Raw genomic sequence first — 6,896 nt, forward strand, 5'->3', positions numbered from 1 at the left:
AGGAGAATAACGACTGGTCTGTTAAGTCCTTGACAGTCAGACACGCTCCAAACGCCTCGACCGTTCCAGGCTCTGTCGAAGACGGTCGAAGAGGTGAAGCTCCACATATGGAGGCATTACATGCCGAGGACTGTGATGGTGGGGCTGCAGCATGGCTCTGACATAATGGAGGCTATAAGAGAGAATGCTGCAGATCTGTCCATAAATGCAGGCTTTTTCAGCGTCATAGGAGCGCTATCGTCGGTTGAGCTCGCTTACTACGATCAGAAAGAAAAGGTGTACAGACAGCGCAGCTTTGATGGCGCATTCGAGATAGCATCCTGCACCGGCAACATCTCTTTAAGGGATGGGCAGAGGTTCATCCATGCACACATCGCCCTAGCAGATGAGAAGTGCAACCTCATCGGCGGGCATCTGCTCGGCGGCAGGGTCTTTGCTGCTGAGCTTCACCTAATAGGTCTTGAGGGTGAGCCCCCTGTCAGGGAATACGATCCCGTGACAGGTCTGTTTCTCTGGAGGAGGAGTTGAGCGCTGAGTACTTCGAGCGTCTTGAGAGAGGCCTGAGAGAGGAGATGGAGATCGCCCGGATGGCGAGATCGAAGGGCCTCGATCCTGAGCTGGATGTTGAAATACCCATAGCCGTCGATCTGGCTGAGCGGGTCGAGAAGCTAGTCGGCATACCGGGAGTTGCGGACAGGATAAGGGAGCTCGAGGCAGAGGGGCTCAGCAGGGAGGAGGCCGCGCTAGCCATCGGCAGGGACTTCGCTGAGGGGCGTCTGGGGGGGAGAGGCGCGAGCAAGCTCGATGCGATAGATATGGCCATAAGGACCTCTGTTGCGCTTCTCACCGAAGGTGTGGTTGCAGCGCCGATAGAGGGGATCGCCAGGGTCGGGCTGGGAAAGAACGATGACGGCAGCGAGTACCTGAAGGTCTACTACGCGGGCCCAATAAGATCTGCCGGTGGAACCGCCCAGGCGCTCTCAGTGCTCGTCGCGGATTACGTCAGGAGGAGCATGGGCATCGCCCCTTACAGACCCACAGAGGAGGAGATAGAGAGGTATGTAGAGGAGATCGGGCTCTACAAGCGGCTTCAGCACCTCCAGTACGCGCCATCTGATGATGAGATCAGGACGATAATCAGAAACTGTCCAGTATGCATAGATGGCGAGCCCACGGAGGAGGAAGAGGTCTCTGGCTACCGGGATCTTCCGCGGGTTGAGACGAACAGGGTTCGTGGCGGCATCGCGCTGGTCTCCGCAGAGGGCATCGCTCTGAAGCGCCCGAAGATCAAGAAGCACGTCTCAAAGCTAGGAATAGACGGCTGGGGGTGGCTCGATGCGCTCGGCGGGGAGAAGAAGGATGGAGGGGGATCGAGCGAGAAGTTTCTCAGGGATCTGATAGCGGGCAGGCCTGTCTTCTCCCACCCATCGAGACCTGGTGGCTTCAGGCTCCGCTACGGGAGATCCAGGAACACGGGTCTTGCAGCAGCCGGCATAAATCCGGCCACAATGATGGTGCTGAATCACTTCCTTGCGCCTGGGACCCAGATCAAGGTCGAGCAGCCCGGCAAGGCTGCCGCTGTAGCCCCGGTGAGCTCTATCGAAGGCCCCACTGTCAGGCTGGTGAATGGAGATGTCGTGCGCATAGACGACCCCTCATCGTTTCCCTGGATCTCGAGCCCTGAAGCTCTCAGGAGGAACATCTCCAGGATCATAGACCTGGGTGAGATCCTGGTCAGCTTCGGGGACTTCATGGAGAACAACAGGCCGCTTGCACCCGCATCCTACACATTCGAGTGGTGGGCTGAGGAGCTCAGAAGGGCGGGTGGCGATCCGGAGAGCATGGAGCACATAGATGGGAGAACGGCGATACAACTATCGAGAGATTTCGGTGTGCCACTACATCCTGATCACACATACCTCTGGCACGATGTAACCCTTGATGAGCTTGATATGCTTGCGGATGCAGCATCAAAGGGGGCAATCGATGGTGATGTGCTCCACATGGATCTGCGCGAGGATACAAAGGAGATCCTGGAGAAGCTTCTCGTCCAGCATAGGGTCAGGGATGGAAGGATCGTGGTGAAGGACGCGCGCCCCCTGCTGCTCTGCCTGGGCGTGGATGAGAACGGAAGGCGCTGGAGAAGGGAGGATCTGGTTGCTGATGATGCGCTGAGCGCTGTCAATCAGCTGTCCGGTCTCATGGTCAGAGCGAGAGCTCCAACCAGGATCGGATGCAGGATGGGGAGGCCGGAGAAATCGGACAGAAGGGAGATGCGACCCCCGCCGCATGTTCTATTCCCCACAGGCTCTGAAGGGGGAAAGAGCCGTCTTGTGAACGAGGCTGCAGAGCATGGATTCATTGAGGCGGTTGTGGAAAGAAGGAGATGCCCATCCTGCGGAAGGGAGGGGTTTGCGTTCAGGTGTGAGTGTGGAGCTCATACGGAGCGCGTGCGCGCGTGCCCATCATGCGGTGTGCGCGCCGAGGAGAAATGCCCGAGGTGCGGCACAGAGACGAGCGCAGCCACGCGGATGAGGATAGATGTGAAAAGCACCCTCGCAAGAGCCCTTGAGTCCCTCGGGGAGCGTGTTGACAACATCAGGGGCGTCATGGGGCTCACCTCCAGGGACTCCACGCCAGAGCCGCTCGAGAAGGGCGTGCTGAGGGCAAAGCACGGCGTGCTCATCTTCAAGGATGGGACCTCGAGGTATGATCTCACAGACCTCCCTCTCACACACTTCCGTCCCAGGGAGATAGGCACCAACGTGGATGTTCTTCTCGATCTCGGGTACACCCACGACATTCATGGAAACCCTCTGGAGAGGGATGATCAGATACTGGAGCTCAAGGTCCAGGATGTCGTGCTCTGCAGGGATGCCGGCGACTGGCTTCTCAGGGTCTCGAGGTTCTTGGACGATCTTCTCGTTAAATTCTACGGTCTGGAGCCATACTACAGAGCTGAGAGGTCGGAGGATCTCATCGGGAGACTCATGATAGGTCTGGCCCCGCACACATCTGCCGGCGTCCTCTGCAGGCTGATCGGGTTCACGAGGGCCAGCGCTGGATACGCGCACCCTTATTTCCATGCAGCTAAAAGAAGAAACTGTGATGGCGATGAGGATTGCGTTATGCTGCTCATGGACGCTCTGCTGAACTTCTCCAGGTCCTACCTGCCGGAGAAGAGGGGCGGGAAGATGGACGCGCCTCTCGTCCTGACAACGCGGATCAATCCGGCAGAGGTCGACAAGGAGGCCCACAACCTGGATCTCTCCTTCACGTATCCCCTTGAGTTCTACGAGGCGAGCCTGAGAAACGCAAGCCCAAAGGACGTTGAGGGGTTGATCGATCTTGTCTCGAAGCGGCTTGGTGGCGAGAGGCAGTACTCTGGCTTCGGCTTCACTCATGATACAGAGGATATCGCTGGGGGACCGAAGAACAGCTCCTACAAGACCCTTGAGACGATGATAGACAAGATGAGATCCCAGCTGGAGCTCGCCAGGCTGATAAGGGCTGTTGATGCGACCGATGTGGCCGAGCGTGTGATAAACTCGCATTTCCTGCCGGATCTGATGGGAAATCTGAGGGCGTTCTCGCGCCAGAGCGTGCGCTGTGTGAAATGCAATGCGAAGTACAGGAGGCCCCCGCTCAGCGAGCTCTGCCCGAAGTGCGGAGGGCGGCTTGTACTCACCGTCCATGAGGGCAGCGTCAGAAAGTACCTCGAGGTCTCTATGAAGGTCGCGGAGGAGTACGGCGTCTCGAGCTACACGCGCCAGCGGCTCGAGCTGATCAGGATGGAGATAGAGTCGTTATTCAGATCTGATAAGGTGAAGCAGACCGGCCTCGCTGATTTCGTTTGAATCGAGCCTGCACAGCAACCTCATGCAGGCTGGTCCCAGAAACGTTTCGATCGCACAAGCGCATGGCCATGTGAACGCTTCACCGTCCTGAATGGCGAGGTCCTCTCGCTTCGCCCCCTCCACTCCAGAGATAAATGTCTTCACGAACATGCTGCGGTGTGAATATGTATCTCGGCATCGATATCGGCACCACCTCAGTCAAGGCGGGGCTGTTCACTCATGATGGAGATCTGGTGAGGGGGGCTGTAAACCGGTACAGGCGGTTCAGGAGATACGAGAGCTTCGCGGAGATAAACCCGGAAGCATTCTGGCTGGCGCTCTGCGAGGCGCTCCGTGAGCTGAAACCACCATCTGATATATCAGGAATATCTATCGGTGGCCATGGACCCTCTCCGGTATTCCTCGATGCGTCCATGGAGCCGGTCGCGCCCTCGATGCTCTGGCTGGACAGAAGGGCTGAGAGGGAGGCATCCATGCTCTCAGAGCTTCTTGGAAGACCTGTGCAGCCGTCGTGGTATGTCCCTCAGACGATGTGGCTCAGGAACCACAAACCTGAGATCTTTGCAAGGTTGAGAAAGGTGCTCCAGCCGATGGACTATCTCGCATGGAAGCTCACCGGATCTTTAACAGCATCGATAGCCTCAAAGGAGATTCTGCCCTGGAGCGATGAGGAGATCGATGCAGCTGGCCTGGATCCAGAGATCTTCCCAGAGCAGCGGATAATGGGAGAGCTGATGGGATGGACAAAAACAGATGCCTCGCGCAGGGCAGGCCTGCCAGGCGGCATTCCGGTCTTCGCAGGCGCGCCTGACTTCGTGGAGGCGATCCTCGCGACCGCATCTTTTGAGAGGGGGATTGTGTGCGACAAGGCCGGCACATCTGAGGGCATCGAGCTCTGCTGGGATGCCCCTGTCGAGGGGTTTTACACAGCTCCACATCCTCTTGATGGATCTCTCTGGCACACAGGAGCATCGCTCTCGACGACGGGTATGAGCATGGAGTGGGTTGCATCTCTTGTCTCAAAGCATCCGTGGGAGCTGGCAGCAGAGGCCGAGATCGCGCCTCCGGGATCAGGCGGCCTGATATTTTTGCCGTATCTCTCCAGCGAACGCCACAGCATCTCTGCTGTGGGCGCGATGGTCAACATATCATTAAATCACGGACTTCCTGAGCTCTCCAGAGCGATCATGGAGGGATGTGCATGCGCAATGCGGCAGGTGATCGACAGGTTTAAGGAAAGAGGAGCACACATTAAGGAGATAAGGACGACAGGAACACAGTCGATCTCGAGGCTCTGGAACCAGGTGAAGGCGGATATAACAGGCCTGCCAGTGGTCTCCCAGAGGGTGCCGGAGGGAGAGATGCTGGGCGCTGCGATGATAGCAGCATACGGATCTGGTGACTATCACAGCCTTCAGGAGGCCTCGCGATGCATGGCACATCCGAATGAAAGATTTGTGCCAGATAGCACGACAGGGGAGATGATATTTGAGCAGTTCAGAATGGCTGCTGGCGGCATCCCCCATACCAAAAGCATCAAATAACAGATATGCCACAACCTCGTATCACCCCCCAGAAACGCATCGATGAAATCTTGGTGCAAGATTGCATCGTCAAGATGCAGTGTGATAGAGCAGCAGAGGGCAAGCTCTGGTCTCAAGCATGTAGGACGTCACTAAAACAGGGCATTAAGGAGTTTGGTATGTCATCGGTATTGCTTGTGGAGGACGACGAGAACCATGCGTCCCTCTTCATAAGATCATTTGAAGAGATGAAGATGGGAAAGATCTACTGGGTGAGTGATGGTGAGGAGGCGCTGGATTTCCTGCTCCATCGTGGCAGATACGTGGACAGCAGCACCAGCCCCAGGCCGGATCTCATCCTTCTGGATCTGAGGCTTCCAAGAATGGATGGCCTGGACCTCCTCAAGGAGATCAAGCGTTCTGAGGACCTGATGAGCATACCGGTGGTGATCCTGACCACATCGAAGAACAGGAATGATATCATAAACGCGTACATGAACCATGCTAACAGCTATCTCATAAAGCCGATTGGATTAAGCAAGTTCCAGGAGCTCACGAGAACTGTGTGCACATACTGGCTCATGTGGAACACCATGCCGCCAGGGAGCGATGCGCCCAACAAAAGCGCTGCATAAAACGCCTCTTAGGCGTGACTGTCTTGGTCGGATGGCACATGCTGGGGTGCAGCTGTAAGATTGAATAATGGGGAGATCTCCGTGATCAAACGCATACATATCTGGGCAGTGGTTGGCATCATCCTGATCATCGGGCTGGCTCTTGGCGGCTACGACCAGAAACTCAGCTCCGGCGCTGTGAATATGAGCATGCAGGAGTTCACGTCTCTTTTGCAATCTTACGGGGGAGAAGAGACAGCTCCAGCGGTTCCTGAGGCTGCTGGATCCTCTGCGGTGGAGAGCGCTTACATAAGCCAGACCCCGCCGGAGACTGAGTTGGGGGAGCTGCTGCCTTTGGATGATATCTCTCAGTCGTCTTACGTCTATTACAGCGGCAGCTACATGCCCTGGGGCAGGTTCAGCGCGATATTTCCTGAGAGCATGCCTGCAATGTGGATCAGGCGGCATAATGGATGGTCTTGGTATGCCACAATGCCTCTTGGCACGTGGTCAGAGATGCTGATGTTCATTCCGGACTCATCGCCTGTTTACATCTACGAGATATACCCCCAGGGGTTCGTGTGGAGGTACGATCTCGGATATGTGGACCCTGGCTTCTATCGCATCTGGTATTACGCGGATATCATCGGAAGGCATCAATGCATCCTCTACTCAGGAGGCATGTTCAGCAACCGCGTGGTTGTTGATGTCATCTATCACTGGATTCCGCCGGAGCCGTCACCAGGCCCCTCTCCAAAGGAGGTCTGCGAGAGCAACCCGCAGTGCAGCTGGGTCAACGGGAAGTGCTACTGTCGCGGTCTGATTCCTGAAGATCCTGAGAAGCGGCAGTGTGAGCAGAACCCGATGTGCCACTGGGTCGATGGACAGTGTCTCTGCACAGG

At 56.5% G+C, this 6,896-nt stretch carries 4 protein-coding genes and 1 pseudogene; all 5 read left to right on the forward strand.

Annotated elements, in window-relative coordinates; translation table 11 throughout:
* Positions 1–120 precede the first annotated feature (120 nt).
* A complete protein-coding gene (locus NQU42_RS07905; protein WP_296610480.1) occupies positions 121–528 on the forward strand; it encodes a PPC domain-containing DNA-binding protein in 408 nt (135 codons plus the stop codon).
* Positions 525–3,857, forward strand: a complete 3,333-nt coding sequence (locus NQU42_RS07910; protein ID WP_296610482.1) for a DNA polymerase II large subunit — start codon at positions 525–527, stop codon at positions 3,855–3,857. Before NQU42_RS07905 ends, NQU42_RS07910 begins: the two co-directional genes overlap by 4 nt.
* A gap of 164 nt (positions 3,858–4,021) precedes the next feature.
* A complete protein-coding gene (locus NQU42_RS07915; protein ID WP_296610486.1) occupies positions 4,022–5,401 on the forward strand; it encodes an FGGY family carbohydrate kinase in 1,380 nt (459 codons plus the stop codon).
* Positions 5,402–5,559: 158 nt separating this feature from the next.
* Positions 5,560–6,015 carry a response regulator gene (locus NQU42_RS07920; protein ID WP_296610484.1) on the forward strand — a complete coding sequence of 152 codons (456 nt, stop codon included), beginning with the start codon at positions 5,560–5,562 and terminating at the stop codon, positions 6,013–6,015.
* Between the two features lie 81 nt (positions 6,016–6,096).
* Positions 6,097–6,896: pseudogene (locus tag NQU42_RS07925) on the forward strand (hypothetical protein); the annotation flags it as partial.

Origin of the sequence: Methanothrix sp., from assembly GCF_024518575.1 — an archaeon.
Classification (GTDB): Archaea; Halobacteriota; Methanosarcinia; order Methanotrichales; family Methanotrichaceae; genus Methanothrix_B.

Bases quoted from the DNA above. Each gene is read 5' to 3' on its own strand.
- NQU42_RS07915 (WP_296610486.1), top strand. From the start codon at position 4,022: ATGTATCTCGGCATCGATATCGGCACCACCTCAGTCAAGGCGGGGCTG.
- NQU42_RS07905 (WP_296610480.1), top strand. From the start codon at position 121: ATGCCGAGGACTGTGATGGTGGGGCTGCAGCATGGCTCTGACATAATG.
- NQU42_RS07920 (WP_296610484.1), top strand. From the start codon at position 5,560: ATGTCATCGGTATTGCTTGTGGAGGACGACGAGAACCATGCGTCCCTC.